At 68.8% G+C, this 25,994-nt stretch carries 27 protein-coding genes, 1 tRNA gene and 1 riboswitch; of the genes, 19 read left to right on the forward strand and 9 right to left on the reverse strand.

Annotation, left to right across the window (positions count from 1 at the left end; all coding sequences use genetic code 11):
• Positions 1 to 80: 80 nt before the first annotated feature.
• Both AB0M70_RS05120 and AB0M70_RS05125 read left to right on the forward strand, forming a co-directional pair.
• On the forward strand, positions 81 to 1,532 hold the full coding sequence (locus AB0M70_RS05120) for an RDD family protein (protein WP_365816519.1): 1,452 nt from the start codon (positions 81 to 83) through the stop codon (positions 1,530 to 1,532).
• 74 nt (positions 1,533 to 1,606) lie between these two features.
• Positions 1,607 to 2,248: an RDD family protein gene (locus tag AB0M70_RS05125; protein ID WP_365816521.1), complete on the forward strand. Its 642-nt coding sequence runs from the start codon at positions 1,607 to 1,609 to the stop codon at positions 2,246 to 2,248.
• A 57-nt stretch (positions 2,249 to 2,305) separates the two neighbouring features.
• Here the strand turns inward: AB0M70_RS05125 and AB0M70_RS05130 are convergent, their stop codons facing one another.
• Positions 2,306 to 2,599 carry a hypothetical protein gene (locus AB0M70_RS05130; RefSeq protein WP_365817544.1) on the reverse strand — a complete coding sequence of 98 codons (294 nt, stop codon included), beginning with the start codon at positions 2,597 to 2,599 and terminating at the stop codon, positions 2,306 to 2,308.
• Between the two features lie 497 nt (positions 2,600 to 3,096).
• Here AB0M70_RS05130 and AB0M70_RS05135 point away from each other — a divergent pair, with 497 nt between their 5' ends.
• Both AB0M70_RS05135 and AB0M70_RS05140 read left to right on the forward strand, forming a co-directional pair.
• Positions 3,097 to 5,511 (forward strand): immune inhibitor A domain-containing protein, encoded by a 2,415-nt coding sequence (locus tag AB0M70_RS05135; RefSeq protein ID WP_365816523.1) that lies wholly within the window; start codon positions 3,097 to 3,099, stop codon positions 5,509 to 5,511.
• Positions 5,512 to 5,658: 147 nt separating this feature from the next.
• Complete coding sequence (locus tag AB0M70_RS05140) at positions 5,659 to 6,012, forward strand: hypothetical protein (RefSeq protein ID WP_365816525.1); 354 nt, start codon at positions 5,659 to 5,661, stop codon at positions 6,010 to 6,012.
• A 46-nt stretch (positions 6,013 to 6,058) separates the two neighbouring features.
• On the opposite strand, the gene AB0M70_RS05145 is transcribed toward AB0M70_RS05140, so the two are convergent.
• Together AB0M70_RS05145 and AB0M70_RS05150 are read right to left on the reverse strand one after the other, a co-directional pair.
• Positions 6,059 to 6,643 (reverse strand): isochorismatase family protein, encoded by a 585-nt coding sequence (locus tag AB0M70_RS05145; RefSeq protein WP_365816527.1) that lies wholly within the window; start codon positions 6,641 to 6,643, stop codon positions 6,059 to 6,061.
• 126 nt (positions 6,644 to 6,769) lie between these two features.
• Positions 6,770 to 8,098, reverse strand: coding sequence for a nicotinate phosphoribosyltransferase (locus AB0M70_RS05150; protein ID WP_365816529.1), 1,329 nt, complete (start codon positions 8,096 to 8,098; stop codon positions 6,770 to 6,772).
• An 80-nt stretch (positions 8,099 to 8,178) separates the two neighbouring features.
• Here AB0M70_RS05150 and clpS point away from each other — a divergent pair, with 80 nt between their 5' ends.
• The 10 genes from clpS to AB0M70_RS05200 all read left to right on the forward strand — a co-directional run bounded on the left by clpS (position 8,179) and on the right by AB0M70_RS05200 (position 16,078).
• A complete protein-coding gene (gene clpS / locus AB0M70_RS05155; RefSeq protein ID WP_363211444.1) occupies positions 8,179 to 8,493 on the forward strand; it encodes an ATP-dependent Clp protease adapter ClpS in 315 nt (104 codons plus the stop codon).
• A gap of 11 nt (positions 8,494 to 8,504) precedes the next feature.
• Positions 8,505 to 9,101 carry a DUF2017 domain-containing protein gene (locus AB0M70_RS05160; protein WP_365816531.1) on the forward strand — a complete coding sequence of 199 codons (597 nt, stop codon included), beginning with the start codon at positions 8,505 to 8,507 and terminating at the stop codon, positions 9,099 to 9,101.
• Between the two features lie 394 nt (positions 9,102 to 9,495).
• Positions 9,496 to 10,968: an amino acid permease gene (locus AB0M70_RS05165; protein ID WP_365816534.1), complete on the forward strand. Its 1,473-nt coding sequence runs from the start codon at positions 9,496 to 9,498 to the stop codon at positions 10,966 to 10,968.
• Between the two features lie 92 nt (positions 10,969 to 11,060).
• Complete coding sequence (locus AB0M70_RS05170; RefSeq protein ID WP_363211441.1) at positions 11,061 to 11,483, forward strand: M67 family metallopeptidase; 423 nt, start codon at positions 11,061 to 11,063, stop codon at positions 11,481 to 11,483.
• Positions 11,447 to 11,604, forward strand: a riboswitch (cobalamin riboswitch). (Overlaps the previous gene by 37 nt.)
• Before the next feature lie 43 nt (positions 11,605 to 11,647).
• Positions 11,648 to 12,601, forward strand: a complete 954-nt coding sequence (locus AB0M70_RS05175; protein WP_365816536.1) for an ABC transporter substrate-binding protein — start codon at positions 11,648 to 11,650, stop codon at positions 12,599 to 12,601.
• 41 nt (positions 12,602 to 12,642) lie between these two features.
• Positions 12,643 to 13,743 carry an iron ABC transporter permease gene (locus tag AB0M70_RS05180; protein WP_365816538.1) on the forward strand — a complete coding sequence of 367 codons (1,101 nt, stop codon included), beginning with the start codon at positions 12,643 to 12,645 and terminating at the stop codon, positions 13,741 to 13,743.
• A complete protein-coding gene (locus tag AB0M70_RS05185) occupies positions 13,740 to 14,522 on the forward strand; it encodes an ABC transporter ATP-binding protein (protein WP_365816540.1) in 783 nt (260 codons plus the stop codon). Before AB0M70_RS05180 ends, AB0M70_RS05185 begins: the two co-directional genes overlap by 4 nt.
• 69 nt (positions 14,523 to 14,591) lie before the next feature.
• Positions 14,592 to 14,693 (forward strand): putative leader peptide, encoded by a 102-nt coding sequence (locus AB0M70_RS05190; RefSeq protein WP_336605789.1) that lies wholly within the window; start codon positions 14,592 to 14,594, stop codon positions 14,691 to 14,693.
• Positions 14,694 to 14,839: 146 nt separating this feature from the next.
• Positions 14,840 to 15,118, forward strand: a complete 279-nt coding sequence (locus AB0M70_RS05195) for a MoaD/ThiS family protein (protein ID WP_363211437.1) — start codon at positions 14,840 to 14,842, stop codon at positions 15,116 to 15,118.
• A 6-nt stretch (positions 15,119 to 15,124) separates the two neighbouring features.
• Complete coding sequence (locus AB0M70_RS05200; RefSeq protein WP_365816543.1) at positions 15,125 to 16,078, forward strand: cysteine synthase; 954 nt, start codon at positions 15,125 to 15,127, stop codon at positions 16,076 to 16,078.
• Positions 16,079 to 16,163: 85 nt separating this feature from the next.
• On the opposite strand, the gene AB0M70_RS05205 is transcribed toward AB0M70_RS05200, so the two are convergent.
• Entirely contained in the window at positions 16,164 to 16,625 is a 462-nt protein-coding gene (locus AB0M70_RS05205; protein ID WP_365816545.1) for a type II toxin-antitoxin system PemK/MazF family toxin, read from the reverse strand.
• A gap of 223 nt (positions 16,626 to 16,848) precedes the next feature.
• Here AB0M70_RS05205 and AB0M70_RS05210 point away from each other — a divergent pair, with 223 nt between their 5' ends.
• Entirely contained in the window at positions 16,849 to 17,601 is a 753-nt protein-coding gene (locus tag AB0M70_RS05210; protein ID WP_365816547.1) for an MBL fold metallo-hydrolase, read from the forward strand.
• Between the two features lie 68 nt (positions 17,602 to 17,669).
• Here AB0M70_RS05210 and AB0M70_RS05215 read toward each other — a convergent pair whose 3' ends face one another.
• Together AB0M70_RS05215 and AB0M70_RS05220 are read right to left on the reverse strand one after the other, a co-directional pair.
• Entirely contained in the window at positions 17,670 to 18,935 is a 1,266-nt protein-coding gene (locus AB0M70_RS05215) for a PTS transporter subunit EIIC (RefSeq protein WP_365816550.1), read from the reverse strand.
• A gap of 266 nt (positions 18,936 to 19,201) precedes the next feature.
• Entirely contained in the window at positions 19,202 to 20,515 is a 1,314-nt protein-coding gene (locus AB0M70_RS05220; RefSeq protein ID WP_365816552.1) for a PTS transporter subunit EIIC, read from the reverse strand.
• A gap of 177 nt (positions 20,516 to 20,692) precedes the next feature.
• Between AB0M70_RS05220 and AB0M70_RS05225 the strand changes: the two genes are divergently transcribed.
• The 4 genes from AB0M70_RS05225 to rdgB all read left to right on the forward strand — a co-directional run bounded on the left by AB0M70_RS05225 (position 20,693) and on the right by rdgB (position 23,045).
• On the forward strand, positions 20,693 to 20,995 hold the full coding sequence (locus AB0M70_RS05225; RefSeq protein WP_365816554.1) for a PTS glucose/sucrose transporter subunit IIB: 303 nt from the start codon (positions 20,693 to 20,695) through the stop codon (positions 20,993 to 20,995).
• 95 nt (positions 20,996 to 21,090) lie between these two features.
• On the forward strand, positions 21,091 to 21,855 hold the full coding sequence (rph, locus tag AB0M70_RS05230) for a ribonuclease PH (RefSeq protein ID WP_365816557.1): 765 nt from the start codon (positions 21,091 to 21,093) through the stop codon (positions 21,853 to 21,855).
• A 151-nt stretch (positions 21,856 to 22,006) separates the two neighbouring features.
• Positions 22,007 to 22,402 (forward strand): hypothetical protein, encoded by a 396-nt coding sequence (locus AB0M70_RS05235; RefSeq protein ID WP_365816559.1) that lies wholly within the window; start codon positions 22,007 to 22,009, stop codon positions 22,400 to 22,402.
• Between the two features lie 37 nt (positions 22,403 to 22,439).
• Positions 22,440 to 23,045 carry an RdgB/HAM1 family non-canonical purine NTP pyrophosphatase gene (gene rdgB, locus AB0M70_RS05240; RefSeq protein WP_365816561.1) on the forward strand — a complete coding sequence of 202 codons (606 nt, stop codon included), beginning with the start codon at positions 22,440 to 22,442 and terminating at the stop codon, positions 23,043 to 23,045.
• Between the two features lie 54 nt (positions 23,046 to 23,099).
• Here rdgB and AB0M70_RS05245 read toward each other — a convergent pair.
• From AB0M70_RS05245 to proP, 3 genes are all read right to left on the reverse strand, one after another.
• A tRNA-Leu gene (locus AB0M70_RS05245) sits at positions 23,100 to 23,183 on the reverse strand.
• Positions 23,184 to 23,238: 55 nt separating this feature from the next.
• On the reverse strand, positions 23,239 to 24,237 hold the full coding sequence (locus tag AB0M70_RS05250) for an HNH endonuclease (protein WP_365816563.1): 999 nt from the start codon (positions 24,235 to 24,237) through the stop codon (positions 23,239 to 23,241).
• Between the two features lie 141 nt (positions 24,238 to 24,378).
• The gene (proP, locus tag AB0M70_RS05255; RefSeq protein ID WP_365816565.1) at positions 24,379 to 25,875 is read right to left on the reverse strand and encodes a glycine betaine/L-proline transporter ProP; all 1,497 of its coding nucleotides are present in this window, start codon (positions 25,873 to 25,875) and stop codon (positions 24,379 to 24,381) included.
• Positions 25,876 to 25,994 lie beyond the last annotated feature (119 nt).

A 25,994-nucleotide genomic window follows, 5' to 3' on the forward strand; every position in this document is an offset into this window, starting at 1 on the left:
AGGAGTAGCACAGGCGGACGCGAGGGTCTGATAGATGTGTAGCCTCAAAAAGACCCCCGAGCAGATACGGGACGACGGACATGAGCGCCCCAACTCCGGCCGCAGGCGACGACAGGCCCCGCGAAGGCTATTACCCCGATCCGTCCATTCCCGGATATGTCCGGTACTGGAACGGCGCGGCCTGGGTGCCCGGGACCAGTCGTCCCGCCCCGACCGACGGCGAATCGCTCCCGGCACCTCCGGGGGCGGGTTCAGGTACGGGGACGGCCGCGCCCGCGCCCGCGGAGGAGACCGGGCCGCACTTCTTCGACGAGGAGCCCATGCCGGCGCCCGGTGCGCCGGGCGGTGCGTCGGACGCCGAGGTCTCGCAGCACGGGGCCAGGCCCGAACCCGCCTCCGCCTGGCAGGCGGACGCGGCCCGGCAGACGGGGCTCGGCGGTGAGCAGGACCAGCGGGTTTCCTGGAGCGCGGAGCCCGAGCCCGAGCAGCGGGACGCCTCGGGGACGGCCGATGGTCCGCGGGACCCGCGGGACCCTCGGGTGCCTTCCCCCGCGTCCCCCTCCCCCTCCCCGGAGGCGAGCGGGCCCGGCACCGTGCAGATCCGCGCGGTCAAGCAGGCAGCGGGCACGCCACCCAAGGAGGAGCAGCCCTCCACGGAGGGCACCGTGACGTTCCGCAGGCCCTCGGGACCGGTGCGGCCCACCGCGGCCTCGCCCGGCACCGAAGGCACCATGGCGATCCGGGCCCTGCGCCCGAAGTCCTCCGGTGCGCCCGCGCAGACCCCGGCGCCCGCGCAGACCGCCGTCCCTCCGCAGGCAGCCGCGCCCGCCCCGGCGCCCGCGCCCGCTCCCGTGCAGCCCACCGTCCCGCAGCAGGGCGGTGCGCCCGCCGCTGCGGCCTCGCCCGTGACCTCGGGACCCGGTGGCGGCTCGCCCTCGTGGGCGCAGCAGGTGCACCGGCTCGCCGAGGGTGACGGACAGCAGCAGCCGGTCGTGCCGTGGAAGCCGGTGGCCAGCGACCCGTTCCTCGCGATGGCGCAGAACCAGGCGGCGGGACGGCCCGCGGGCCTCGGCAAGCGGTTCGCCGCACGCTTCATCGACACCCTCGTCCTGGTGGCCGTGACCGGCGCCGCCGCGCTGCCGCTCGGCACGAAGGCCGCCGACCACGTCGACAGCAAGATCGACGCGGCGAAGATGTCCGGCGAGAAGGTCACCGTGTGGCTGCTCGACGGCACCACGGCGGGCTATCTGGGGATGGTCCTGGCCGTGCTGCTCCTCTTCGGTGTCATCTACGAGGTGCTGCCCACGGCCAAGTGGGGCCGGACCCTCGGCAAGAAGGTCCTCGGCCTCCAGGTGCGGGACATGGAGGAGCACGAGACGCCGTCGTTCGGTTCGGCGCTGAAGCGCTGGCTCGTCTACGCGGTGCCGGGCGTTCTGGTCATCGGGGTCGTCGGCGTCCTGTGGGGCCTGTTCGACCGCCCGTGGCGTCAGTGCTGGCACGACAAGGCTGCAAGAACGTTTGTGGCGGGCTAGCACCGCGGGCGCCCCTTAACCCGGACAGCCGCTCGCCGGATGCGCCACCGGCGCACTCGCGGTCGACTCGGCCCATGAGCACCGAACCGCCGCAGTACCCGCCGCCCCCCGACGACAACGACCCCTTCAGGAAGCAGCCCCCGCAGGACGGCTCCGGCTCTCCCTATGGCACACCGCCGCCGCCCCCGCCGTACGGCGGCGGTGGAGATCCCTACGGGGGGAGCGGCGGCGGAGGCGTGTACGGCGGAGGGAACGACCCTCTCGCCGGGATGCCGCCCCTGGCGGAGAGCGGCAAGCGTGTCCTGGCCCGCATCATCGACATGATCCTCGTCGGCGTGGTCGTCTGGCTGCTCTCGTGGGGCTTCGGCACGAGCGAGTTCGACGTCGACCCGGACAAGGTCGAGTACGGCAAGAGCTTCGGGCAGTCGCTGCTCGCCGCCGTGCTCTACATCGCGTACGACAGCTTCATGATCTCCAGGACGGGTCAGACCCTGGGCAAGAAATGGCTGGGGCTGCGGGTCGCGAACCTCAACGACGGGGCGACCCCCACCCTGCAGACCGCGCTCGTCCGCGCGGCCGTCCTCTGGCTGCCGTTCGCGTTCTGCTGCGCCTGCATCTGGACGGCGATCTGCGGCGGCTGGAGCTTCTTCGACAAGCCCTACAAGCAGGGCCTGCACGACAAGGCGGCCAAGACGGTGGTGGTCAGCACCGGCTGACCGCGGCAGTCCGCCGCGGCGGCAGGGACATCGGTTGTTCGGGCGGGCTCGTGATCCTCACGGGCCCGCCGGCTCGCGTACGGACTCGGCGAGCACGGAAGCGGAGGCGCGCTGGACGGGGACGCGCTCCTCGGTGGCCCTGGCGGCGGGAGCGACACGTGCGGCCGGCGCCGCCGCGGGTTTCGGCTGGGGCACGGTCATCGCCACCAGTAAGCCGAGGCCGAGGGCGGCGACGGCTATCACCGCGACCGCGAGGCCCGAACTCGTCTGGGACAGCAGCAGCATGGCGAGCGTCGAGAAGATGACCGTCACCGTGCCGTAGGTGACTTGAGCAGGGGTCGGACGAGGCAGCGGCATGGGACGAGGCATGGCGTAATCCGTCCTCGGGACAGCGGATGCGGGGGAGGTCGTGCCCAATGTGAAGCTGTGGTCGAGCCCAGTGTGGTGCTGTATACGAATCAAAGGGTGCCTGGCTGCGGCGACTTGAGAAGTGCCGCCTCGCGCAGTAGCGCACCGTCGATTGACTCTATTCCGCTGCATGCCCGACGGGAACGGGCGGTAAGCGTGACCTAACCCACGGTGCGGCAGCACAGGGGGCGCACGGGTTCATGACGTCCATCAAGTGGACGGTGGGACGCGCCTGTTGACCATGCCGAAGGGCGGGCGTACGCGTCCGGATAGCGGATCCCCGGGCCTGCATAGTGTACTTGGCCTGTTCAAGTCAAGGTCTGTCTTTTCTTCCGTATCTCCGGTCCAATGTCGTCACTTGTGACGCGTATCGCGCGCGGACCTCCTCCGACCGGGACCTCGGCCCGCCTTCGCGCGGACGCGGGGGAGGACAGCATCAAGTGACAGTCCACAGACGGACGTTCAGAGCGACCGCGGCCGCCGTGGCCATGGCCGCGGCAGCCGCCACGTTCTCGGCAGCCACTGCATCGGCCGAGGAGAGTGGGCCCAGCGGGGCTCCCGCCATCGACCGGCAGGACCCGAGCAGGGCCAAGGCGCAGGTCGACCACGACCTCGACGGGCCCTTCAGCAAGCAGCAGGCCCAGCAGCGCAAGGCCGCCCTTCAGCAGGTCATCGAGGGCGACGCCAAGGTGCAGAAGCGCGGCGGCTCCCAGGTCGTGAAGCTCGACGACAAGAAGTACGTCGAGCTCGGCCGGGAGAAGACCGACAAGATCTTCACGATCCTCGTCGAGTTCGGCGACAAGGTGGACGACACCACCATGTTCGACCCGGACGGTCCTGAGGGGCCCGAGGCGCCGGTCAAGAAGTACGGCGGCAAGCCCGGCCCGGCGCACAACAAGATAGCCGAGCCGGACCGTGCGAAGGACAACAGCACGGCCTGGCAGAAGGACTACAACCAGAAGCACTTCCAGGACCTGTACTTCGGTGAGGGCAAGGACTCCAAGGGCAAGAAGAAGGAGTCCCTGAAGACCTACTACGAGAAGACCTCGTCCGGCCGCTACTCGGTCGACGGTGAGGTCTCCGACTGGGTCAAGGTCGACTACAACGAGGCGCGGTACGGCTCCAACTACTGCGGCGACACCAACTGCGCCAACGTCTGGGACGCGGTGAAGGACGGCGTCACCGCCTGGACCAAGGACCAGAAGGCCCAGGGCCGCACGGACGCCCAGATCAAGGCGGACCTCGCCAAGTACGACCTCTGGGACCGCTACGACTTCGACGGCGACGGCGAGTTCAACGAGCCCGACGGGTACATCGACCACTTCCAGATCGTCCACGCGGGCGAGGACGAGTCCGCGGGCGGCGGCGCCGAGGGCGAGAACGCCCTGTGGGCGCACCGCTGGTACGCGTACGGCAACGACGCGGGCAACACCGGGCCCTCGAACAACAAGGCGGGCGGCACCCAGATCGGCGACTCGGGCATCTGGGTCGGCGACTACACGATGCAGCCGGAGAACGGCGGCCTCGGCGTCTTCGCCCACGAGTACGGCCACGACCTGGGCCTGCCCGACCTGTACGACACCTCGGGCAAGGGCGAGAACTCGGTCGGCTTCTGGTCGCTGATGTCGGCCGGTTCCTGGCTGGGCACCGGCAAGGACGCCATCGGTGACCTGCCCGGCGACATGACCGCCTGGGACAAGTTCCAGCTGGGCTGGCTCGACTACGCCAAGGCCAAGGCCGCGACGACGTCCGAGCACAAGCTGGGCGTCTCGGAGTACAACACCCGCCACCGCCAGGCGCTCGTCGTCGACCTCCCGAAGAAGGCCGTCACCACCACGGTGACCAAGCCGACCGAGGGCTCCAAGCAGTGGTGGAGCGACCAGGGCGATGACCTCAAGAACACCCTGACGCGCTCGGTCGACCTGACCGGCAAGTCCAAGGCCGAGCTCTCGCTCGACGGCTGGTGGGACATCGAGGCCAACTACGACTACCTCTACACCGAGGTGTCGACGGACGGCGGCGCCAACTACACGCCCGTGGACGGCACCGCGGACGGCAAGCCCATCACGCGCGACGCCGGTGACAAGCCCGCGTTGACGGGTGCCTCGGGCGCGTACAAGAAGCTCGTGTTCCCGCTCGACGCGTACACCGGCAAGAAGATCGACGTCCGCTTCCGTTACTCGACGGACGGCGGCGCGGGCGGCAAGGGCTTCACGGCCGACGCCCTCGCGATCACCGCGGACGGCGCCAAGGTCTTCGAGGACGGCGCCGAGGGCGACGACAACGGCTGGACGGCGAAGGGCTTTTCGCGCATCGGCGAGTCCTTCACCAAGAAGTACGACCAGTACTACCTCGCCGAGAACCGCCAGTACGTGTCGTACGACAAGACCCTGAAGGTCGGCCCGTACAACTTCGGCTTCTCGAAGTCGCGTCCGGACTGGGTGGAGCACTACCCGTACCAGACCGGCCTCATGGTCTGGCAGTGGGACACCTCGCAGAAGGACAACAACACCAGCGCGCACCCCGGCGAGGGTCTGATCCTTCCGGTGGACGCGCACGCCAAGCCGCTCAAGTGGACGGACGGCACCCTGCTGCGCAACAAGATCCAGCCGTTCGACGCGCCCTTCAGCAAGTATGCGACCGACAAGTTCACGCTCCACAACGCGGACGTCGCGCTGAAGATCAAGTCCCAGAAGGGTGTCCCGGTCTTCGACGACCACAAGGGCACCTACTGGTTCAAGGAGAACCCCACGGGAAGTGTCAAGGTCACTGACACCAACACCCAGATCAAGATCGTGAAGCAGCCGAAGGATGGCTCCTCGATCACGGTCCAGGTGGGCCCCTCCAAGAAGTAATCTGCATTTCCGCAGGTCAAGCCATGATCGGCCGTCACCCCCTAGCGGGCGGCGGCCGATCGTGTTTAGGTGCGTCCTGTGGATCTCTTATTGACACGGCGTCCGGCCAGGGACGCCGTGCGACGTCTCACGGGGGTGTGACCAGCCATGTCCGCAGGAGGTTTCAGCAAGCTGCCGAACGGCAGCGTGGTGGTGGCCCTGACCCTGCCGAACCCGGCTCTGGGCGGCGGCAGCGTCCGCATGATCGTCCATGCGGTGAACCGTGCGAGGGCGCTGACACGCCTGCGGAACCTCGGCCTGCGGGCCGTCTATCTGCGGGGCAACGCGGAGCCGCCGACGCCGGACGAGATCACGGCGGTCCTGCATCACCCGGACGGGCTGATATGGCGTACGGCGCCGGACGCTGCCGCTGAGCTTTGGCATCCGATTCGTGCCCTGAAGCGGCAGGCGCTGCAGGGCCAGAGACCGTCTGATCTGCCGCTGCGGGCCGGTGGGGGCTGATCGCGCAGTTCCCCGCGCCCCTTAAGGGCCCGCGGCCCATACGGGTCTAGACCACCGGCTTGCCCGTCAGGTCCACCCCCGCCGCCCGCAGGTCCTCCAGGGCCCGCTCTGTCGTCTCCTTGGAGACGCCCGCCGTGAGGTCGAGCAGGACCGTCGTGCCGAAGCCCTCGCGGGCCGCGTCGAGGGCCGTGGCGCGCACGCAGTGGTCCGTGGCGATGCCCACCACGTCCACCTCGTTGATCTTCCGGGCCCGCAGCCAGTCGGCCAGCGAGACGCCGTTCTCGTCGGCCCCCTCGAAGCCGCTGTACGCGGCCGAGTAGGCACCCTTGTCGAAGACCGAGTCGATGGCCCCGGAGGCCACGGCCGGCGCGAAGTTCGGGTGGAAGCCGATCCCCTCCGTGCCCGCCACGCAGTGCGGCGGCCAGGAGCGGACGAAGTCCGGCCGGTCGGAGAAGTGGTCGCCCGGCTCGATGTGGTGGTCACGGGTGGCCACCACGTGCCGGTAGCCCGCGGGCGCCTGGCCGATCAGCTCGGTGATCGCGGCGGCCACGTCGGCTCCCCCGGCGACCGCGAGGCTGCCGCCCTCGCAGAAGTCGTTCTGCACATCGACGACGATCAGGGCGCGGCGCATCGGGTGTCCTTCGGCTCGGCAAGGCTCGGGGGAGTGGGGGACTCGGCCGGATGAACCGAGCGTAGAGACTTCGAACGCCGAGCGGGAGAGGGCGTTCGAACGCCCCTTCTCCGCTCCGGCGCACAATCAGATGTATTCCGTCGGGATGACGGCCTCGCCCTTCGACAGCTGCGTGGCCGAGAGGGGCAGCCGGGCCCGCGCCGCCGCGTGCCGCTCGCGCACGGTGTCCAGCGGCTCACGCGCCACCACCTCACCGCCCTTGACCAGCTCGACCTGGAGCTGGTGGTCGGCGAGCTCCACCGGCACCGCTCCCGTGCCGATCACCTCGGCCTCGGCGACGCCGTGCTCGTCGGGACGCCGCGCGGCCCACTTGCGACCGCCCATCGAGGACTTGGCGCCCATCGACTTCTTGGCCACCGGTTCCAGCGGGGCCTTCGGGTCCGCCGAGTGCGCGCGGGCCACCAGCTTGTAGACCATCGAGCAGGTCGGGTGCCCGGACCCGGTGACGAGCTGCGTGCCCACGCCGTACGCGTCCACGGGCGCCGCCGCGAGCGAGGCGATGGCGTACTCGTCCAGGTCGGAGGTGACGACGATCTTCGTCCTGGTCGCACCGAGCTCGTCCAGCTGGTCGCGCACCCGGTGGGCGACCAGGAGCAGGTCGCCGGAGTCGATGCGCACGGCGCCGAGCTCGGGCCCGGCGACCTCGACGGCGGTGCGGACGGCCTCCGTCACGTCGTACGTGTCGACGAGCAGGGTCGTGCCGGGGCCCAGCGAGTCGACCTGGGCCTGGAAGGCGTCACGTTCGTTGTCGTGCAGCAGGGTGAAGGCGTGGGCCGACGTGCCGACCGTGGGGATGTCGTAGCGGAAACCGGCCGCGAGGTCGGACGTGGTGGTGAAACCGCCGACGTACGCGGCGCGCGAGGCGGCCACGGCCGCCAGCTCGTGGGTGCGCCGGGCGCCCATCTCGATCAGCGGGCGCTCCCCGGCGGCCGAGGCCATCCGGGAGGCGGCGGCCGCGATCGCCGAGTCGTGGTTGAGGATGGAGAGGATCACCGTCTCCAGGAGCACGCACTCCGCGAAGGAGCCCTCCACGCGCAGGAGGGGAGAGCCGGGGAAGTAGACCTCGCCCTCCGGATAACCCCAGATGTCGCCGCTGAAGCGGTACGAGGAGAGCCACCGCAGGGTCTCCTCGTCGACGACGCGGCGCTCGCGCAGGAAGCCGATGACGTCGGCGTCGAAGCGGAAGTTCTCCACGGCGTCCAGGACCCGGCCGGTCCCCGCCACCACTCCGTAGCGGCGCCCCTCGGGCAGTCTGCGCGTGAAGACCTCGAAGACGGAGCGCCGGTCGGCCGTGCCGGCCTTCAGCGCGGCCTGCAGCATCGTGAGCTCGTAGTGATCCGTGAAGAGCGCTGTCGACGGAACATCCACCGGCAGCCCAAGGTCCGCTGTGTTCATACGAAGGATGCTACCCCGCATCTCGTCACTCTGACGATTTCCTGAGTCCATTTGTGCGAGGGCCCCCTGCGGGTGGCAGCATGGGACAAGTGAGTACGGCTCCCGCAGAGATCACCCGCCCGGAATCGGCCGAAGAGACCTTCGCCGTCCCGGAGCCCGACGTCCCCTGGATCACGCTCGTCCACAACGACCCGGTCAACTTGATGAGTTACGTGACCTATGTGTTCCAGTCCTACTTCGGGTACTCGAAGGAGAAGGCCACGAAGCTGATGATGGACGTGCACCACAAGGGCCGCGCGGTCGTCTCCACCGGCTCCCGCGAGGAGATGGAGCGCGACGTACAGGCCATGCACGGATACGGTCTTTGGGCCACCCTCCAGCAGGACCGGAAGTAGCGACACATCTGATGCCAGGACAATTCGAAGCCATCCCCGGGGGCGGCGCGGCCGTCGCGCTCGACGAGGTCGAGATCTCGATCATCCGCTCCCTCGCCGTGCAGCTCCTGGAGCTGATCGGCCCGGGTCCGGCCGAGGACGCCTCCGACGACCCCCTCGCGGAGCTGTTCGCGGAGGGCCCGAGTGAGCCGCCCACCGACCCCGTCCTCCAGCGGCTGCTCCCGGACGCGTACGGCGGCCCCGGCAGCGAGAAGGCCGATGAGGACGAACTGCGCGCGTACTCATCGGAGTTCAGGCGCTTCACCGAGAACGACCTGCGGGCCAAGAAGCGCGACGACGCCCTGGTGGTGATCCGCTCCCTGGACTCCATGACGTCCAAGGGCGAGGGCGGCGCTGTCCTGAAGCTGTCCGCCGACGAGTCGCGGCACTGGCTCGGCGCGCTCAACGACCTGCGCCTGGCGATCGGCGCCCGCCTCGAGGTGACCGACGAGGACGACACGGACCTGCTCTACCAGCTGCCGGACTCCGACGCCCGCAAACCGATGGTGATGGCCTACCTCTGGCTCGGCGGCCTCCAGGAGACCCTCGTCTCCACGCTGATCGGCTAAAAGGCCGCGCGAGGGCTGCGTCGCGAGTCGCACGAGTCACACCTCGGCCGGCCGGTGCACCCGCAAAGTCGATGTATGTAGCAGCGGTTACCCCTCGTTCGCTCATCGGACGCTCAAATCCGGATAACGATCGCGTCACTTCAATGTGCACTTTTGACGCGTCGAGGGAATTTTGTCCGGTTCTTCTCGTGGCATGGGCCACACGCGCCACGACCGATCACTGTTGCGGCCGTGATAAATCTTCACGACCACTCGGTGACGCCACCCATGTCACCGATGGCGCTCGGGCCGGCAGACCGCCGGTAGCACTCCATCCATATCCGGGGGGATCAGGACCTGATCCGTGGCCATACGCAGACTGCGGGCACGGATCAGCGTGGAGAAAGGCGTCACCATGACCTCAGTGCAGGTCGAAGAGCATCACGACGGCAATGAGGCCGACGGAACGGGCGGTTCGTCCGGTACGTCAGGCGAGGGATATCAGCGCGGGCTCGGCGCCCGGCAGATCCAGATGATCGCGATCGGCGGTGCCATCGGCACCGGCCTGTTCCTCGGCGCGGGCAAGGCCATTCACAAGGCCGGTCCGAGCCTCATCCTGGCGTACGCCATCGCCGGCCTTGTCATCTTCTTCATCATGCGCGCCCTGGGCGAGCTGCTCATGTACCGCGCGGTGTCGGGCTCCTTCTCGGAGTACGCGCGTGAATTCATCGGCCCGTTCTTCGGGTACGTGACCGGCTGGACGTACTGGCTCTTCTGGGTCGTCACCGGCATCACGGAAGTCACGGCGGCGGCCCAGTACATGCAGTACTGGACACACGACGCCATCCCACAATGGGCGTACGCGCTGATCTTCACGGTCATCCTGTACGGCGCCAACCTGATCTCGGTGAAGCTCTTCGGCGAGCTCGAGTTCTGGTTCTCGATGGTCAAGGTCACCGCGATCATCGGCATGATCCTCATCTGCGCCGGCATCCTCACCATCGGCTTCTCCGACGCCGGTGACACCGCGTCCGTCTCCCACCTGTGGGACCAGGGCGGGTTCTTCCCGAACGGCATCGGCTCCACGCTGATGACGCTGCAGATCGTGATGTTCGCCTTCCTCGCCGTCGAGCTCGTCGGCGTCACCGCGGGCGAGTCCAAGGACCCGAAGACCGTCCTGCCCAAGGCCATCAACACCGTGCCGTGGCGCATCGCCGTCTTCTACGTCGGCGCGCTCGTCATGATCCTCTCGGTCGTGCCGTGGACCTCGTTCCAGCCGGGCGTCTCGCCGTTCGTGGCGGCCTTCCAGGAGATGGGCCTCGGCATCGGGGCCGCGATCGTCAACTTCGTCGTCCTGACGGCCGCGCTCTCCTCCTGCAACTCGGGCATGTACTCCACCGGCCGCATGCTGCGCGACCTCGCGCTCAACGGCCAGGGCCCGAAGTTCTTCACCAAGCTGACGAAGAACGGCCTGCCGCTGGTCGGCACCACCTTCTCGGCAGCCCTGATGCTGGTCGGCGTCTGGATCAACTACCAGTGGCCGGGCGAGGCGTTCAACTACGTCGTCTCCTTCGCGACCATCTCCGGCATGTGGGCCTGGATCATGATCCTGGTCTGCCAGATCAAGTACCGCCGCAAGGCCGACCGTGGCGAGCTGCCGCAGTCCACCTTCCGGGCGCCGGGCGCCCCGTACACGAGCTGGTTCGCGCTCGCCTTCATCGCCATGGTCATCGTCATGATGGGCATCGACGAGGACGCGCGGATCTCGCTCTACGCGGCTCCGGTCTGGGCCCTGATCCTGGGCATCGGCTACCTGGTCATGCAGAAGCGCGACACGCAGTCGACGGACGGCGGCGAGACCGCCCCCAAGGACGTGCTCAAGTCCTGACCCCGGGCTGATCAGCCTGCCTGATCCCAGCATGTGGGCCGGTCCGTACCACTCTTCGGTACGGGCCGGCCCTTCTGCTTATCCTGGCTGCCATGCTGACCCTGACCCAGGCCCTTCACGACCAGATCGTCGCGCACGCGCGCCAGGACCACCCCGACGAGGCCTGCGGTGTGGTCGCGGGCCCGGAGGGAACCGGCCGCCCCGAGCGCTTCATCCCGATGCTGAACGCGGCACGCTCGCCCACGTTCTACGAGTTCGACTCGGGCGACCTCCTCAAGCTCTACCGCGAGATGGACGACCGCGACGAGGAGCCGGTGATCGTCTACCACTCGCACACGGCGACCGAGGCCTACCCCTCGCGCACCGACATCACGTACGCCAACGAGCCGGGCGCCCACTACGTCCTGGTCTCCACGGCCGACACCGACGGCGCGGGCGACTTCCAGTTCCGCTCCTACCGGATCGTGGACGGCGAGGTCACCGAAGAAGAGGTGAAGGTCGTCCAGGCATACTGAGCTTCACCTTTGAGGCGGCAGGACCCAGGAAGCCGGTGCGAGTCCGGCACGGTCCCGCCACTGTGACCCCACCCTTCGCGGGTGGGGCAGTCAGGAACTGACCTGCCGCCCTCTTCTCCCACGACGCAGGGAACGCGGAAATCCCCTGGAGGAGGCGCTCAGCCATGCCCCGCCCCATACGCGTGCTCATGACCGCGGCCCTGCTGCTCCCGCTCGCCGCCTGCTCGTCCTCCGACGGCACGGACGCGAAGCCGGAGTCCAAGGCCCCCGGCTTCCCGTACACGGTCACGAACTGCGGCGTGAAGACGACGTACGAAGCACCCCCGAAGCGCGCCGTGACGATGAACCAGCACGTCACGGAGGTGATGCTGGAGCTGGGCCTGAAGGACCGCATCGCGGGCACGGCGTACCTGGACGACAAGGTCCTGCCGAAGTACGCGAAGGCGTACGCGGACACCCCGGTCCTCGCCAAGGAGTACCCCTCGTACGAGAAGCTCCTGGCCACGAACCCCGACTTCGTCTACGGCGGCTACGCGAGCGCCTTCCAGGCAGGCGAGGGCCGCAGCCGCGAAGCCCTCGCGAAGTCCGGCATCGAGAGCCGCCTGAACGTCGAGGGCTGCGCCAAGAAGCCCGTCTCGATGGACGACGTCTACAGGGAGGTCCGCGAGGTCGGCAGCACGTTCGGGGTGCGGGCGCGGGCGGACAAGTGGGTGGCCGCGGCACAGCGCGAACTGGCGCAGAGGGAGGCGAAGTCCAAGAAGCCCGTCCCGGTCTTCGTCTACGACAGCGGCGACAAGTCTGCCTTCACGGCAGGCGGCCGGGGCATCGGCAACGACATCATCGAGCGGGCGGGCGGCCGCAACGTCTTCGCCGACCTGGACAAGTCCTTCGGCGACGCGTCCTGGGAGTCGGTGGTCGACCGCAAGCCCGAGGTGATCGTGATCCTCGACTACGGCGGCACGACGGTGGCCCAGAAGAAGAAGCGCCTCCTGGACGACCCGGTCCTGGCGAACGTCCCCGCCATCAAACACAAGCGCTTCGCGGTACTCCCGCTGTCGGACACGGTGGCGGGGGTACGGGCCCCGGCGGCGGTGGGGAAGCTGGCGGACCAGCTGTGAAATCTCAGCCCGTCCGGCGGGTATTCCAGCCCGTCCGGCGTTTGAGGACGAACTCGGCGAAGCCGGTGATGGACGGCAACCAGTCCGGGGTAAGGGCGGCCGCACGAACCCGCAGCCGCCTGAGCTACGCGACAGTCATCGCAGCGCTCTGCGCGGCACTGGCGGCAGCGGTCGTCGCCGGCCTCGCTCTGGGCTCAGTACGCATACCCACCGCCGACGTCCTGCAGATCCTGACGGGAGGTGCGGAACCGTCCCCGTTCCGCACCATCGTCCTGGACGTCCGCCTACCCCGGGTCCTGCTCGGCGCAGCCGTAGGCGCGGGACTCGCCGTGATCGGCACAGTCCTCCAGGCCCTGGTGAGGAACCCCCTGGCCGACCCCTTCCTCCTCGGAGTCTCCTCCGGCGCCTCCGCCGGAGCCGTCGCCGTCATCGTCCTCGGCAGCGTCTTCGGCCTGGGAGCGGGCCTCGCCACCACCGTCACCATCCCGGCCGCGGCCTTCGTGGGCGCCCTGCTCTCGCTCCTCGTCGTCTACACCCTGGCGAGGTCGGGAGGCGGCGGTTTCGCCACCGGCCGCCTGATCCTGGCGGGGGTGGCCGTCTCGTACATCCTGGCCGCCCTGACCAGCCTCATCCTGATCACCGCCGACAGCGCCGACCACCTCAAGGAAGTCCTGTACTGGACGCTCGGCGGCCTCGGCAGCGCCCGTTGGGACATGCTCGCGCTGCCCGGCGTCGCACTCCTCCTCGGCACGGCCCTGCTCGTCGCCCTCGCCAGGCCCCTGGACCTCCTCCTGGTGGGGGAGGAGGGCGCCACCGTCCTCGGCCTCGACACGGCCCGCTTCCGCGTCGCCGTCTTCGTCCTCGCCTCGCTCCTGACCGGCGTACTCGTCGCGTACAGCGGGGCCGTCGGCTTCGTCGGCCTGATGGTGCCGCACGCGGCCCGGATGCTGGTCGGCGCCGCCCACCGGACGCTGCTGCCGGTGGTGGCCCTGATGGGCGCCGTGTTCCTGGTCGCCGCTGATCTCGCCGCACGCACGGTCGCGGCGCCGCAGGACATCCCGGTCGGCGTCCTCACCGCGCTGACGGGCGGCCCGTTCTTCCTGTGGATGCTCCGAAGGAACCGTACGGAGGCGACCGCATGAGCCACCCAGCAACTCTCCGCACCGAGGGCCTCTCCTACGCGATCGGGGCCAAGCGCCTCGTCGACGACGTCACCCTGCACGCGGGGCCCGGCGAGACCATCGGCATCGTCGGCCCCAACGGCAGCGGCAAGACCACCCTCCTGCGCTGCGTCTACGGCACCCTCGCGCCCACCGGCGGCCGCGTCCTCCTGGACGGCGACGACCTGGCGGGCCGCTCGGCCAAGGACCGCGCCCGCCGCATCGCCACCGTCCCGCAGGACGGGCACACCGGCTTCGAGCTCACCGTCCGGCAGATCGTCGCCATGGGCCGCTCCCCGCACAAACACTTCTGGGAGGCGGACACCGCGCGGGACGACGTCCTGGTCGGCGATGCGCTGGAGAGGGTCGGCGCCGCGGACCTCGCGCACCGCGTCTTCGCCGGGCTCTCCGGCGGTGAGCGCCAGCGTGCCCTGGTGGCGAGGGCGCTGGTGCAGGAGCCCGCGGTCCTGGTCCTCGACGAACCGACCAATCATCTGGACATCCGCTACCAGCTGGAGATCCTCGCCCTGGTCCGCGACCTCGGCACGACGAATCTGCTTGCCCTGCACGACCTCAATCTGGCGGCCTACTACTGCGACCGCCTGTACGTCCTCGACGCCGGCACGCTCGTCGCGTCAGGACCGCCCAAAGAAGTCCTGACCAGCGAGCTCCTCGCCGACGTGTACGGGGTCACGGCAGAGGTCTCGGTGCACCCCGCGACCGGGGCGCCGACGGTCACCTACCTCCCCCCATCCACGTGATGGACGCCAACCATCCACGATGTGAGATCACATTCCAGAACCCGGACCGGGAATCGATACGATGACCGCATGGTTCCCCACGACGTGAGCGACAAGATGCCGGGCATGCTGCTCGTTGCGCGTCTGCACGTCGATTTGTGCAGGCTCTCCAGCGCGATCTGTTCGCGCTGACAGCCGCCGCCGTACGGCCGTGAGCCGCGGCGCCATCCCCGCGTAACGCCTACGCACCCCGCATACATGCACCCGCACGTACGCACCCGCACGACCGGGCCGCCGCGCGCCCACCCACGTGACTTCTCCCGACAGGAGCCCAAGCCATGGCCATCGAGGTCCGCATCCCGACCATCCTCCGCACCTACACCGACGGCGCCAAGGCCGTCGAGGGCAGCGGCGACAACCTCGCCGAACTCTTCAGCGACCTCGACTCGCGGCACGCGGGCATCGCCGAGCGCATCGTGGACGGCGACAAGCTGCGCCGCTTCGTGAACGTGTACCTGAACGACGAGGACGTCCGCTTCCTGGACGGCATCTCCACCAAGCTCACGGACGGCGACAACGTCACGATCCTCCCGGCCGTGGCCGGCGGCATGGTCTGATCGCGGATGCCTCGCTACGACTCCCCGCTGGCGGCCGTGGGCAACACGCCCCTCGTCCGCCTGCCGCGGCTCTCCCCGTCCGAGGACGTCCGTATCTGGGCGAAGCTGGAGGACCGTAACCCCACCGGCTCCATCAAGGACCGCCCGGCGCTGCACATGGTCGAACAGGCGGAGAAGGACGGGCGTTTGACGCCCGGCTGCACGATCCTGGAGCCGACGTCCGGCAACACGGGCATCTCGCTCGCCATGGCGGCCAAGCTCAAGGGCTACCGCATCGTGTGCGTCATGCCGGAGAACACCTCGCAGGAGCGGCGCGACCTCCTCGCCATGTGGGGCGCGGAGATCATCTCCTCCCCGGCGGCCGGAGGCTCCAACACAGCGGTACGCGTCGCCAAGGAGCTCTCCGCCGAGCACCCGGACTGGGTCATGCTCTACCAGTACGGCAACCCGGACAACGCGGGCGCGCACTACGCGACCACCGGTCCCGAGATCCTCGCCGACCTGCCCTCCATCACCCACTTCGTGGCGGGCCTCGGCACGACGGGCACGCTCATGGGCGTGGGCCGCTTCCTGCGCGAGCAGAAGCCGGACATCAAGATCGTCGCCGCGGAGCCCCGCTACGACGACCTCGTGTACGGCCTGCGCAACCTCGACGAGGGCTTCGTGCCCGAGCTGTACGACGCGTCGGTCCTGACCACCCGCTTCTCGGTCGGCTCGGCCGACGCGGTGACACGGACCCGTGAGCTCCTCCAGCAGGAGGGCATCTTCGCCGGCGTCTCCACCGGCGCCGCACTGCACGCGGCGATCGGCGTCGGCAAGAAGGCCCTGGCCGCGGGGGAGTCCGCCGACATCGCGTTCGTGGTGGCCGACGGTGGCTGGAAATACCTCTCGACCGGCGTCTACACCGCGGCGACGACCGAGGAGGCCATCGAAACGGTGCAAGGACAACTGTGGGCTTGAGAACAGCCGCGAAGACGACGCCGGCCGGACTGGACACCTCCAGACCGACCGGCGTTTTCGCTGTCCGGCCCGGCGTTCTCGCCGGTCAGCCCGCCAAGTACCTGATCTGATCCCACAGCGCCGGATCCACGGTCCCCGCCCGCCTGCGGAACTCCCACACCGGCACGTCCCGCAGCTCGTCGGTCTCCAGGAAACTCGGACGGCCCCGCGCGTCCCCCACCGCCCCGGGCGGCAACGGAATCACCCCGGCCCGCTCGTCGTGGTACTTGCTGGTGATCTTCGCGACGACCGCGCTCTCGCCCCGCACCGACAACACCAGACAGGGCCGGTCCTTCGCCCCCGGACCGTCCTCGTACGGCACCCGCGCCCACCAGATCTCCGCCGGTCTCGGCGCGGGCAGCCTGCGCCGCGGGCCGCGCGGACGTCCCGGCGGCCGGGTGGTACGACCGCGGGGACCGCGGTCGGAGCGACCCCGGCCGTCCACCACCGCGGCGACCGCGGCGAGCACCACCACGGCGGCCAGGGCGAGCCACCATGACGTATCCATACCGCAGACGGTACCGGGGCGCTCCCCGCCCCGCGCGCCCCCCGAACCGGTGACAGCGCAGGTGAGTTCTCCCACAACGGCCCACGACGGAGGAGCGACCGGACCTTTTGCGCCTTACGCTCGACGGACCGCAGAACTCCTCGAAGAGCCTCTCGCAGGCCCTTCGCGAGCCCCCGCAAGGCCCCCGCACAACCCCCGTTTCGCCCCCGGAGGTTTCCGCTCCATGAAGCTCACCGTCGTCGGCTGCTCGGGGTCGTTTCCGTCCGCGGACTCGGCCTGTTCGAGCTACCTCGTAGAGGCCGACGGCTTCCGGCTGCTGCTCGACATGGGCAATGGCGCCCTCGGCGAGCTGCAGCGCCACGTCGGTCTGTACGACCTGGACGCGATCTTCCTCAGCCACCTGCACGCCGACCACTGCATCGACATGTGCGCCTACTTCGTGGCGCGCTACTACCGGCACGAAGGCGGCCGCTGCGCCCCCATCCCGGTCTACGGACCCGAGGGCACGGAACAGCGCCTGACCACCGCGTACGCCGACACCCCCTCGGCCTCCTCGATGAGCGAGGTCTTCGACTTCCACACCGTCAAGCCGGCCTCGTTCGACATCGGCCCGTTCTCCGTCCGCACGGAGAAGGTCCACCACCCCGTCGAGGCGTACGGCATCCGCGTCGAGCACGGGGGCAGGTCCCTCACGTACTCGGGAGACACCGGGGTGTGCGGCGCGCTCGAGGAACTGGCCGCCGACACCGACCTGTTCCTCTGCGAGGCGGCCTTCACGCACGGCAAGGAGAACATCCCCGACCTGCACCTCAACGGCCGCGAGGCCGGCGAGTCCGCACGGCGCGCCAATGCCGGGCGACTGGTCCTCACCCACATCCCGCCGTGGACGGACCCCCAGGTGAACCTGGCGGACGCGCGCTCGGTGTACGACGGCCCCACCGAACTCGCGGCGCCCGGCAGGACGTACGAGATCTAGCGGCACGACGAAGCCCCGCACCGTTGGTCTCAACGGTGCGGGGCTTCGTCATGCGAGGGGGCGGGAGGCTACTTCGCCTCGGCCTTGAGGATCTCGGCGAGCTCCTCGTCGGACTCGCGGCCCGGCGTCGGGAGGTTCCACTTGGTGATCGCGAAGCGGAAGACCACGTAGTAGACCGCGGCGAAGCAGAGGCCCACCAGGGCCAGGCCCCATGGGTTGCTGGCGATGCCGAGGTTGAGGAAGAAGTCGACCGCTCCCGCCGAGAAGCCGAAGCCGTCCTTCATGCCGAGCGCCCAGGTCAGCGCCATGGAGACACCGGTGAGGACCGCGTGGATCGCGTACAGGACCGGGGCGATGAACATGAACGTGAACTCGATCGGCTCGGTCACACCGGTCACGAAGGCGGTGAGCGCGAGCGAGAACATCATGCCGCCGACGACCTTGCGGCGCTCGGGACGGGCGCAGTGCACGATCGCGAGGCAGGCCGCGGGAAGCGCGAACATCATGATCGGGAAGAAGCCGGTCATGAACTGTCCGGCGGTCGGGTCACCCGCGAGGAAGCGGTTGATGTCGCCGCTCTTGCCCTCGTACGAACCGGCCTGGAACCACGGGAAGGAGTTCAGGAGGTGGTGCATGCCGACCGGGATCAGCGCGCGGTTGGCGACACCGAAGATGCCCGCGCCCACGGCGCCGGAACCGACGAGCCACTCACCGAAGTTGTGCAGACCCGTGCCGAGGACCGGCCAGATGTAGCCGAAGACGATGCCGAGGAGCAGGCCCGCGAAGGCCGAGAGGATCGGGACGAGGCGGCGGCCGCCGAAGAAGCCCGCCCAGTCGGGCAGCTTGGTCCGGTAGAACTTCTGGTAGAGCAGGGCGACGACGATGCCCATCACGACACCGCCGAGGACCTTGGCGTCCACCGGGGCCTCGGTCATGACTATCTTGCCGTCGACGACCTTGGCGATCTTGTCGAGGTTCGGGTCGGTGAACGTGGCGAGCACGTTCTTGAAGACCAGGTAGCCGGTGACGGCGGCCAGGGCCGTCGAGCCGTCCGACTTCTTGGCGAAGCCGATCGCGATGCCGACGGCGAACAGCAGCGCCATGTTGTCGAGGATGGCGTTGCCACCCGCGGCCATGAAGCCGGCGATCTTCGTGATGAATTCCGGGAACGACGGGCGTCCGAGCATGTCGGGGTTGCCGAGCCGGACGAGCAGGGCGCCTGCGGGCAGCACGGCGACCGGCAGCATGAGGCTGCGGCCGATGCGCTGCATGACAGCCATCGCGCCGGAGCCCTTCTTCTTGTCGGCCGCGGGGGCGGCACTGGCCGTGGACACAACTTCCTCCAGTGGGCAAGGCGCCGCCTGGGGACAGGGAAGTGGGTGACGGCGGCGTCTCCGGGGGTCGCGGCGGACGGCCGCGTGGTCTACACCATTAAGTGGTGTAGACCTGTTGTAGCACGGTGAAGGTGACGTAAGGAACCCACGAGTTTTGTGGGGTCCGCCATAACGCGAAATTGACGTGGAAAGACCCCAGGACCACAAGGTCCCGGGGCCTTCCGGTGCGACGCGGCAGCGGGCCGGAACGACGGCCCTGCCAGCGGCTAAGCCTTCGTCTGCTCCGCGTCCTGCGCTTCCGCTTCCTCCTCCGGCTCACGCCCCGGCGTATGCAGGTCGAACTTGCGGATCACGAAGCTGAACAAGGCGTAGTACACGACGGCGAACACGAGCCCGATGGGAATGATCAGCCAGGGTTTGGTCGCCAGACTCCAGTTGATGACGTAGTCGATGAGACCCGCCGAGAAGCTGAAGCCGTCCTTGACCCCCAGCGCCCACGTCACCGCCATCGAGACACCGGTGAGCACCGCGTGGATCGCGTACAGCGCGGGCGCGATGAAGAGGAACGAGTACTCGATCGGCTCGGTGATGCCCGTGACGAACGACGTCAGACCGACCGACAGCATCAGGCCGCCGACCACCTTGCGGCGCTCCGGCCGGGCCGCGTGGGTGATCGCCAGAGCCGCCGCGGGCAGCGCGAACATCATGATCGGGAAGAAGCCCGAGGTGAACTGACCCGCCGTCGGGTCACCCGCCAGGAACCGGTTGATGTCACCGTGGACCATCGTGCCGTCGGGCTTCTCGTAGTCACCGAACTGGAACCAGACGAACGTGTTCAGGAACTGGTGCAGACCGATCGTGAGCAGCGCGCGGTTGGCCACGCCGAAGATCCCGGAGCCCAGCCACCCCAGGTCCACGAGCCACTTGGAGAAGCTGGTCAGCGCGTCACCGATGGGCGGCCAGATCCACACGCACAGACCGGCGAAGACCAGCCCGACGAAGGCCATGATGATCGGCACCAGACGGCGGCCGTTGAAGAAGCCCAGCCAGTCGACCAGCTTCACGCGGTGATAGCGCTGCCAGAACCACGCGGCGAGCAGACCCATCACGATGCCGCCGAAGACCCCTGGATTCTGGTACGCGGCCTGCGCGGGCGTCCCGTCCTCCGCGATGCAGACCCCGCTCCACATGCCCGCGGCGCCGAACGTGGTGTCCGCCGGGCAGTCGTCGGGGAAGGCGCGAAGCACCGCGTAGTACACGAGGAAACCCACCACCGCGGCGAGCGCCGTGGAGCCGTCCGCCTTCTTGGCCATGCCGATCGCGACACCGATGCAGAACAGCAGGGGCAGACCCAGCGTGGAGTCCAGAAGGGAACCACCCGCCGCCGCGAAGACCTTGGCCACGTTGTCCCAGCCGAGGCCGTCCGCGCCGAAGACGTCCGGCTGTCCGAGACGGTTGAGGATGCCGGCGGCGGGCAGTACGGCGATGGGGAGCTGGAGGCTGCGGCCCATCTTCTGCAGGCCCTGGAACAGGCCGTTCCACCACTTCTTCTGCGGCACCGCTGCTGCGTCGGTACTCATCGGCGTCCCCTCCGGAACAAGCCAGGTTTGGCGGGCGTTGAAAACTGGTGTAGACCAGTTGCGGAACGAGTGCGGTGCCGTCCCGGCAGGAGTGGCATGAGGATTGCCGTGGGGATGGCACCTTGATCGCCATCATTGGGTACGAGTGCCGTAGCCGCCCGCGAAGATGCTCCAACCGTGCGTTACCGTGACAAAGCGGACCTACGGTGTGGTGAGGCCGCGTCCTTTAAGAACAGGGAGAACACCATGGCCAGCAAGGCTGAGAAGATCGTCGCCGGGCTCGGCGGCATCGACAACATCGAAGAGGTCGAGGGCTGCATCACCCGCCTCCGCACCGAGGTCCACGACCCGAGCCTCGTCGACGACGCCGCCCTGAAGGCCGCAGGCGCCCACGGAGTCGTCAAGATGGGCACCGCGATCCAGGTCGTCATCGGCACCGACGCCGACCCCATCGCCGCAGACATCGAAGACATGATGTGAGCAGCTGAACCCAGCCGAGCACAGCTCGATCCACCGCCGAGGGCCCGCCGACAACCGGTCAGGGCCCTCAGCCATGTGCCGATAGGCTCGACCGCATGTCCTCCACGCCTCTCTCCACGCCGCTCCCCGCACCCCGAATCGACGGCCGCACCCCCGAACAACTCCGCCCGATCACCATCGAACGCGGCTGGAGCAAGCACGCCGAAGGCTCCGTCCTCATCTCCTTCGGCGACACCAAGGTCTTCTGCACCGCCTCCGTCACCGAAGGCGTCCCCCGCTGGCGCAAGGGCAGCGGCGAAGGCTGGGTCACCGCCGAGTACTCGATGCTCCCCCGCTCCACCAACACCCGCGGCGACCGCGAATCCGTACGCGGCAAGATCGGCGGCCGCACCCACGAGATCTCCCGCCTCATCGGACGGTCACTGCGCGCCGTCATCGACTACAAGGCCCTCGGCGAGAACACCATCGTCCTCGACTGCGACGTCCTCCAGGCCGACGGCGGCACCCGCACCGCCGCCATCACCGGCGCCTACGTCGCCCTCGCCGACGCCGTCGCCTGGGCCCAGGGCAAGAAGCTCATCAAGGCCGGCCGCAAGCCCCTCACCGACACCGTCTCCGCCGTCTCCGTCGGCATCGTCGGCGGCGTACCCCTCCTCGACCTCCGCTACGAGGAAGACGTCAAGGCCGACACCGACATGAACGTCGTCTGCACCGGCGACGGCCGCTTCGTCGAGGTCCAGGGCACCGCCGAGGCCGAGCCCTTCGACCGCAAGGAACTCAACGCCCTCCTCGACCTCGCCGTCGGCGGCTGCGAAGACCTCGCCGCGTTCCAGCGCGCAGCGCTCGAAGCAACCAAGTAGGACGACGCGCGCGGCCGACGACGGGCGCCGCCGCCTTCCGGCAACCCCACGGTCCGGAAGGCAACCATCGGACCCCCCACACGCGTTCTAACGAATACGGGCGCACGGGCAAAGCCGTGCGCCCGTACAGCACCCGGGGAGGGACCCAAGCATGGCCGCGCGTCACCGCCGTATAGCCACCGCCATCACCGCAGTTCTGATCGCCGTACCGGCGGGCATCGGCCTGGTCGGGTGCGACGCCGTCAACAAGGCCCTCGACTGCGTCCAGACCGCCGACGCCATCGCCGACAGCGTCACCGACCTGCAGCAGGCCCTCGAGAAGGCCGGCGACGACCCCACACAGGCGGACGAGGCACTCGACAAGATCGACAAGAACATCGACGAGATCGGCGACAAGACCGACGACACCGACGTGAACAAGGCCGTCGACGACCTCGACAAGGCCGTCGGCAACGTCCGCGACGCCATCAACAACGGCGACGCGACCCCTGACCTCAAGCCGATCGTGGACGCGACGAGCGAACTGACCAAGGTCTGCACCCCGTAACGCCAGGAGGCCGGGACGCTGGTCGATACTGGACGCCATGACCCGCCTCATCCTCGCCACCCGCAACGCCGGCAAGATCACGGAACTCAAGGCGATCCTCGCCGACGCAGGCCTCACCCACGAGCTCGTCGGCGCGGACGCCTACCCCGAGATCCCCGACGTCAGGGAAACCGGCGTCACCTTCGCCGAGAACGCCCTCCTCAAGGCCCACGCCCTCGCCGAGGCCACCGGCCTCCCCGCCGTCGCCGACGACTCCGGCCTCTGCGTCGACGTCCTCGGCGGAGCCCCCGGCATCTTCTCCGCCCGCTGGGCGGGCAAGCACGGCGACGACGCGGCGAACCTGCGGCTGTTGCTCGCCCAGCTGGGCGACATCGACGCGGACACCCACCGGGGAGCCCACTTCGCCTGCGCGGCAGCCCTCGCCCTCCCGGACGGCACGGAGCGGGTGGTGGAGGGCCAACTCCGCGGCACCCTCCGCCACACCCCGTCAGGCACAGGCGGCTTCGGCTACGACCCGATCCTCCAGCCGGAGGGCGAGTCCCGCACGTGCGCAGAACTCTCCGCGGAGGAAAAGAACGCGATCAGCCACCGGGGGAAGGCGTTCCGGGCGCTGGTGCCGGTGGTTCGGGAGCTGTTGGGCTGAGGGAGCGCATAAAAATGACCTGCGATCAAACCTCTGATTCGCAGGTCATTTTTGTGCGGCGGAAGGGATTCGAACCCTCAAGCCCGATCAAGGGCCACAGATCCTAAGTCTGCTGCGTCGCCACTGCGCCACCGCCGCTAGCCGCCCGTCGTCAGGCATGACGGGCGGCTGTAAGTGTAACGAGGGTCGGCTGCTATCCGGTGAGCGGCGTCCTTCCCTTCTGCCGACACCACGTCTCCGTCAGCGCATGACAGTTGGGGCACAAGTACCGAAGGTTCTCCCGCCGGTTGTCGCGCCAGTTCCCGTTGACGTGGTCGATCTGCAGGGTGATCGGGCGCCCGAGCCATTCACCGGTGCTGCCACACCCGGCGCACACGTACGGCAACCCGATCTCGCTCAGGGCTCGGTGGAGCTGAGCCCTGTTGGTCCGTCCGGCGTCATCCGGCAGCACGACCAGCACCCGATGAGCGATGGGTGGCGGAGCGGGACGCTCCGCCTGCGCCCAGGGACGGCGTTTGAAGTGGCTGGTGTCGAGGCCGAGGTGCGCTGCCGCGCGCCGAACGCGGCGGTGGTTGGTGTCGTCGACCTCCATGCCGAGGCCCCGCATCACATCGGCGTAGCTGTCGCAGCTTCGTACCAGGTCGCGGAGTTGTTCCTCCGGGATCGACGGACGCTGGTGGGAGAAGTGCCCGGTGTCGATGCCCTGCGCGCGCAGCATGCGGCTCAGCGCTGCGCGTGAGCGGCTGTCGTCAGGTATCCCCAAGGCGCGCGCCACGCCGCGCACGCTGCTCGCCGCCGCGGCCGCGGCCCTCAGTTCCTCGGCGGTGAAGGGCAGATCCAGTTCGGGTCGGTCCATGCCGGGGAAGTGGCTGATGTCGATGCCGGCAGCGCTGATGCGGCGGCGGATGTGCGAGAGCGTTCCGGTGGCTGGTGCGGCGCCCAACTTGAGTGCCACCTCGCGAAGCGAGGACGACGACACGGCGGCTTCAGCTATCGCGGCGTCCGGATATTTGCGCCAGGGGCTGCGCTGGGCGAAGTGGCTCGTGTCGAGTCCGTGGCAGGCCACCTTCTCTTGCAGCACGCGCCGTTGCCCTCCGCTCGGCCTGAGGCCGAGGCGCCGCATCAGGTCAGTCCAGTTGCGGGCCTCGGCGACGACCGGCATCAACCGATCCTTGCTGTACGGGTCCGGCATCGTTCCCCTCCCCATCCGACCGCGCACCGCAGTCTCGTACGGGCTAACGAACCGCTTATCGGACAGTCACGCACGAAATGCGGAACGGCCCGCCCCTCTTGTGCGAGGGGCGGGCCGTTCCGGGCCGGAGGGGGAGGGGAGTCAGAAGCGCGGCGTTGGGGCTGCTGCCTCGACCATTTCTGCTGCTTCCTCCCTTGTTCCCACCGACGGGGGCGAGCCCGACAGCGGCTTCTGGGCTGTTTCCTTCATGCAGGAGACCGCGATGATGCCGACCAGCGCCGCCGCCATCGAGTAGTACGCCGGGATCATGTCCGTGCCCGTGACGCTGATCAGGGACGTGATGACCAGGGGGGCCGTGCCGCCGAAGAGGGAGGCGGAGATGTTGTAGCCCACCGACAGGGAGCCGTAGCGGACCGAGGTGGGGAACAGGGCCGGGAGCGTCGCCGACATCGTGCCGAGGAGGCAGAGCAGGGAGAGGCCCAGGAGGAGCATGCCGGCGGAGACTGCGATCAGGCTGCCCTGCTTGATCAGGAGGAACGCCGGGATGGAGAGGACGAAGAAGCTGACCATGCCCGTCATCAGGAGCGGCTTGCGCCCGAAGCGGTCGGAGAGCTTGCCGACCTGGGTGATGAGCAGCATCAGGACGATCATGGTGCCGATGAGGATGAGCAGGCCGTGTGAGTCGTCGTAGCCGAGTTCGTCGGAGAGGTATGTCGGCATGTACGACAGGAGCATGTAGTCGGTGACGTTGTACGCGCCGACCAGGGCGATGCAGAGGATCAGCGTCGGCCAGTGCTCGCGGAAGATCTTGGCGAGGTCGCCCTTGGCGGTGGTCTCGACGGTGGAGGCGCCTTCGGACGCCGCGTGGAAGGTGGCGTCCTCCATTTTCTGGAACGCGGGTGTCTCGTCGAGCTTCAGCCGCAGGTAGAGGCCGACGAGGCCGAGCGGTCCCGCGACGAGGAAGGGGACGCGCCAGCCCCACTGCTCCATGGTGTCCGCGCCGAGTGCGCTGTTGAGGATGAGGACGAGTCCCGCGGCGCCGGTGTAGCCGGCCAGGGTGCCCATTTCCAGGAAGCTGCCGAAGAAGCCGCGGCGCTTGTCGGGGGCGTACTCGGCGATGAAGGTGGACGCGCCGCCGTACTCACCGCCGGTGGAGAAGCCCTGGACGAGGCGGAAGAAGATCAGCAGGACGGGGGCCCAGAAGCCGATGGTGGCGTAGGACGGGATCAGGCCGATGGCGAGGGTGCCGATGGCCATGAGGATCATCGTGAGGGCGAGGACCTTCTTGCGGCCGATCTTGTCGCCCATGGGGCCGAAGACCATGCCGCCGATGGGGCGTACGAGGAAGGACACCGCGAAGGTCGCGAAGGACGAGATCAGCTGGACCGTGTCGTTCCCGGATGGGAAGAAGACGTGGCCGATGGTGACGGCGAGGTAGCTGTAGATGCCGAAGTCGAACCATTCCATGGCGTTGCCGAGCGATGCGGCCTTGACCGCCCGCTTGACCGCGGCCTCGTCCGTGACCGTGATGTCGGTGCGGCGCAGCGGGGGGTCTTTGCGCCGTTTGACGGCCCGGAACAGGTTGCGGTGCCGCTTGACCGCGTCGGCGTCGGCCGCTGCCTCGTCGTGGGCCGCCATGGGTAGTCCTTCCGTTCTGCGAACAATCCTCCTGGCATCACTTGCTCGAAGTTGGCCGACGCAAACGAACGCCCCTTTGAAGGGGGCGTTCGTCACAGTCGTGGGGGGGGGGTGTGGGC

Source organism: Streptomyces sp. NPDC051214 (genome assembly GCF_040682375.1).
Classification (GTDB): domain Bacteria; phylum Actinomycetota; class Actinomycetes; order Streptomycetales; family Streptomycetaceae; genus Streptomyces.

Coding starts and splice junctions, on each gene's coding strand:
- AB0M70_RS05125 (WP_365816521.1), top strand. CDS start 1,607: ATGAGCACCGAACCGCCGCAGTACCCGCCGCCCCCCGACGACAACGAC.
- AB0M70_RS05220 (WP_365816552.1), bottom strand. CDS start 20,515: ATGAGTACCGACGCAGCAGCGGTGCCGCAGAAGAAGTGGTGGAACGGC.
- AB0M70_RS05120 (WP_365816519.1), top strand. CDS start 81: ATGAGCGCCCCAACTCCGGCCGCAGGCGACGACAGGCCCCGCGAAGGC.
- AB0M70_RS05190 (WP_336605789.1), top strand. CDS start 14,592: ATGGTTCCCCACGACGTGAGCGACAAGATGCCGGGCATGCTGCTCGTT.
- AB0M70_RS05195 (WP_363211437.1), top strand. CDS start 14,840: ATGGCCATCGAGGTCCGCATCCCGACCATCCTCCGCACCTACACCGAC.
- AB0M70_RS05145 (WP_365816527.1), bottom strand. CDS start 6,643: ATGCGCCGCGCCCTGATCGTCGTCGATGTGCAGAACGACTTCTGCGAG.
- AB0M70_RS05205 (WP_365816545.1), bottom strand. CDS start 16,625: ATGGATACGTCATGGTGGCTCGCCCTGGCCGCCGTGGTGGTGCTCGCC.
- AB0M70_RS05235 (WP_365816559.1), top strand. CDS start 22,007: ATGGCCGCGCGTCACCGCCGTATAGCCACCGCCATCACCGCAGTTCTG.
- rph (WP_365816557.1), top strand. CDS start 21,091: ATGTCCTCCACGCCTCTCTCCACGCCGCTCCCCGCACCCCGAATCGAC.
- clpS (WP_363211444.1), top strand. CDS start 8,179: ATGGGACAAGTGAGTACGGCTCCCGCAGAGATCACCCGCCCGGAATCG.
- AB0M70_RS05150 (WP_365816529.1), bottom strand. CDS start 8,098: ATGAACACAGCGGACCTTGGGCTGCCGGTGGATGTTCCGTCGACAGCG.
- rdgB (WP_365816561.1), top strand. CDS start 22,440: ATGACCCGCCTCATCCTCGCCACCCGCAACGCCGGCAAGATCACGGAA.
- proP (WP_365816565.1), bottom strand. CDS start 25,875: ATGGCGGCCCACGACGAGGCAGCGGCCGACGCCGACGCGGTCAAGCGG.
- AB0M70_RS05185 (WP_365816540.1), top strand. CDS start 13,740: ATGAGCCACCCAGCAACTCTCCGCACCGAGGGCCTCTCCTACGCGATC.
- AB0M70_RS05140 (WP_365816525.1), top strand. CDS start 5,659: ATGTCCGCAGGAGGTTTCAGCAAGCTGCCGAACGGCAGCGTGGTGGTG.
- AB0M70_RS05165 (WP_365816534.1), top strand. CDS start 9,496: ATGACCTCAGTGCAGGTCGAAGAGCATCACGACGGCAATGAGGCCGAC.
- AB0M70_RS05250 (WP_365816563.1), bottom strand. CDS start 24,237: ATGCCGGACCCGTACAGCAAGGATCGGTTGATGCCGGTCGTCGCCGAG.
- AB0M70_RS05160 (WP_365816531.1), top strand. CDS start 8,505: ATGCCAGGACAATTCGAAGCCATCCCCGGGGGCGGCGCGGCCGTCGCG.
- AB0M70_RS05175 (WP_365816536.1), top strand. CDS start 11,648: ATGCCCCGCCCCATACGCGTGCTCATGACCGCGGCCCTGCTGCTCCCG.
- AB0M70_RS05210 (WP_365816547.1), top strand. CDS start 16,849: ATGAAGCTCACCGTCGTCGGCTGCTCGGGGTCGTTTCCGTCCGCGGAC.
- AB0M70_RS05170 (WP_363211441.1), top strand. CDS start 11,061: ATGCTGACCCTGACCCAGGCCCTTCACGACCAGATCGTCGCGCACGCG.
- AB0M70_RS05200 (WP_365816543.1), top strand. CDS start 15,125: ATGCCTCGCTACGACTCCCCGCTGGCGGCCGTGGGCAACACGCCCCTC.